Source organism: Streptomyces griseus (genome assembly GCF_001715295.1).
In the GTDB taxonomy this organism is placed as follows: domain Bacteria; phylum Actinomycetota; class Actinomycetes; order Streptomycetales; family Streptomycetaceae; genus Streptomyces; species Streptomyces griseus_G.
In genome coordinates, this window is record NZ_MDKB01000007.1 from 1 (window position 1) to 3,298 (window position 3,298).

The following is a 3,298-nucleotide window of genomic DNA, read 5'->3' on the forward strand; positions in this document are numbered from 1 at the left end:
ACGAGCGCTCCGCCGCGCTGGCCGCACTCCTGGTGGCCCGCGGCGTGCGCCGCGGTGACACCGTCGCCGTGGCCGTCCCCCGCTCCGCGGCGCTGACCGTCGCTCACCTCGCCGTGCTGAGGGCCGGTGCGGTCTGCCTGCCCGTCGAGCCGGAGCACCCGGCCGCGTGGACCGCTGCCCTCCTGGACGGCGCGGGGCCCACCGCGGTCATCACCACGCCGGACCGCGAGACCCTTCTCGGGACGAGCGCCGGCCAGGTCCTCCTGCTCCACTCCGACGGCGACTGCGACGGTGACGCCGGCTTCGCCGACCTGCCGGGGCCCCTGCCGGACTCCCCCGCCTACCTGATCCACACCGTGGGGACGGAGGGCGAGCCGCGTGGGGTGCTCCTGCCGCACCGGGCCCTGGTGAACCGGCTCCTGTGGATGCGGGACACCTGCCGGCTCGGCGCCGACGACCGGGTCCTGCTCCAGACCCCCACCGACCTCGGCCCGGCGGTCTGGGAACTGCTCGCACCGCTGGTCCTGGGCGCCGCCCAGGTGACCGCCCCGCCCGGCGGCCACCGCGACATGGTCGGCCTGGCCCGGCTGATCCGGCGCGAAGCGGTGACCACGGCCCACTTCGCGCCCTCCGTCCTCGACGCGTTCCTCGCCGAACCGGAGGCCGCGCAGTGCACCGGACTGCTCCGCGTGCTGTGCGGCGGCGAGCCGCTGCCCGCCGGACTGGCCGAACGGTTCGGCTCGCGGCTCCCCGGCGCGGCACTCCACGTCCTGCACGGCCCGGTGGAGGCCGCGTTCGACGCCCTCGCGTGGACCGCCGGGAGCGGGACCGGGGACCCGGACGCGTACCCGGTCGCCGGCCGGCCCGTCTGGAACACCCGCGCCCTCGTGCTCGACGCCGGTCTCATGCCCCTGCCGCCGGGGAGCGCCGGTGAGCTGTACCTGGGCGGCGTCCAGCTGGCGCACGGCTACCGGGGCCGTGCGGCGCTGACCTCCGAGCGGTTCGTGGCCGACCCCTACGGCCCGCCCGGATCACGGCTCCACCGCACCGGCGACCTGGCCAGGATCACGCGCGACGGCACGGTCCAGCTCCTCGGGCGCACCGACGAGCGGCTCACCCTCGACGGCAGGAGTGTCGAACCCGGGCTGGTCGAGCGGGTGCTGATCGGGCACACCGCGGTGGCGGCCGCCGCCGTGACCGTACGGCCGGGTCCCTCCGGCGAGCCCGCCCTGGTGGCGTACCACGTGCCCGCCGACCCGGCGGCTCCCGCGGACGCCGGGACCCTGCGGGACCACGCCGCGGCGCTGCTCCCGGGCCACGCCGTGCCCGCGCACTACGTCGAGCTCGACGCGCTCCCGTACGCCGCGGACGGCCGGATCGACCGCGCCGCGCTGCCCGAGCCGCGGCACAGCACGGCCCGCGCGCCCCGCAACGACGTCGAGCGCACGCTCTGCGACCTGTTCTGCGACCTGCTCGGTGTGCCGTCGGTCTCGATCGACGACAGCTTCTTCGACCTGGGCGGGCACTCGCTGCTCGCGACCCGGCTGGTGAGCCGGGTCCGCGCCACCTTCGGCATCGAGCTCCCCTTCCGGGACATCTTCGATGCGCAGTCGGTGGTGGCGTTGGCGGAGCGTGTGGTGGGTTCGTCGGTGGGTGGGCGTGTGGCGTTGGTGCCGATGGTGCGTCCTGATCGGGTGCCGTTGTCGTTCGCTCAGCGGCGGTTGTGGTTCCTGAATCGTATGGAGGGGCCGAGCGGGACGTACAACATTCCGTTGGGTGTGCGGTTGTCGGGTGTGCTGGATGTGGTGGCGTTGCGTGCGGCGCTGGTGGATGTGGTGGGGCGGCACGAGTCGTTGCGGACGGTGTTCCCTGATGTGGGTGGTGAGCCGTGGCAGGAGGTGGTCGCGGCGGGGGATGTGGTGGTGCCGTTCGAGGTGGTCGAGGTGTCGGCCGGTGGTGTGGACGCGGCGTTGGCGGGTGTGGCGTCGGTGGGGTTCGATCTGTCGGTGGATCTGCCGGTGCGGGTGTGGTTGTTCCGGGTGTCGGCGGTCGAGCATGTGTTGTGTGTGGTGGTGCATCACATTGCTGGTGATGGTTGGTCGCAGGCTCCGTTGGCGCGGGATCTGGGTGTGGCGTACCGGGCGCGGGTGGGGGGTGTGGCGCCTGGTTGGGATGCGTTGCCGGTGCAGTATGCGGATTATGCGTTGTGGCAGCGTGAGGTTTTGGGTGATGAGGGTGATGAGGGTTCGGCGATTTCGCGTCAGTTGGGTTATTGGCGTGGGGTGCTGGAGGGGTTGCCGGATGAGTTGAGTCTGCCGGTGGATCGGGTTCGTCCTGTGGTGTCGAGTTATCGGGGCGGGACGGTTTCGGTGGGGTTGGGTGCGCGGTTGCACCGGGATCTGGTGGGGTTGGCGCGTTCGTCGCGTGCGAGTTTGTTCATGGTGTTGCAGGCGGGTGTGTCGGGGTTGTTGTCGCGGTTGGGGGGTGGTGTGGATATTCCTCTGGGGACGGCGATCGCGGGTCGTACGGATGCGGCGTTGGACGAGTTGGTGGGGTTCTTCGTCAATACGCTGGTGTTGCGTGCGGATGTGTCGGGGGATCCGGGGTTCGGTGAGTTGGTCGAGCGGGTCCGGGTGACGGATCTGGCGGCGTATGCGCATCAGGATGTGCCGTTCGAGCAGTTGGTGCATGCGTTGCAGCCGTCGCGGTCGTTGGCGCGGCATCCGTTGTTCCAGGTGATGATCGTGTTGCAGAACAACGCGGTGGCGTCGCTGGATCTGCCGGGTCTGGTGGCGGCGCCGGTGGACGGTGAGGGTGGTGCGGCCAAGTTCGACCTCGGCTTCAACTTCGTCGAGCGGACGGATGCCGAGGGCGCCCCGGCGGGCATCGACGTCACGGTGGAGTACAGCTCCGACCTGTTCGACGAGGGGACGGTCACCGATCTGGGCCGGCGACTGCTGCGCCTGCTCTCCCTGGGTGCCGCCGACCCGGCCATGCCGCTCAGCCAGCTGGATCTGCTCGAGTCCCGTGAATGGCAGCAGCTGCTGACCGGCTGGAACGACACCGCACGGGTACTGGAACTGCCCGCGGCGACGATCTCGGGCCCCGAGCCGGAGACGATCCCCGGGCTGTTCGCGGCCCAGGTCGCCCGGACCCCGGACGGGCTCGCGGTGGTGGCCGGTGACGTGCGGCTCAGCTACACGGAGCTGGACGAGCGCTCCGCCGCGCTGGCCGCACTCCTGGTGGCCCGCGGCGTGCGCCGCGGTGACACCGTCGCCGTGGCCGTCCCCCGCTCCGC

Annotated in this window: 1 protein-coding gene; it reads left to right on the forward strand. The window is 72.0% G+C overall.

Annotated elements, in window-relative coordinates; all coding sequences use genetic code 11:
* Positions 1–3,298: condensation domain-containing protein (locus tag BA175_RS29055; RefSeq protein WP_139131420.1), on the forward strand; the 3,298-nt coding region annotated here is incomplete at both ends.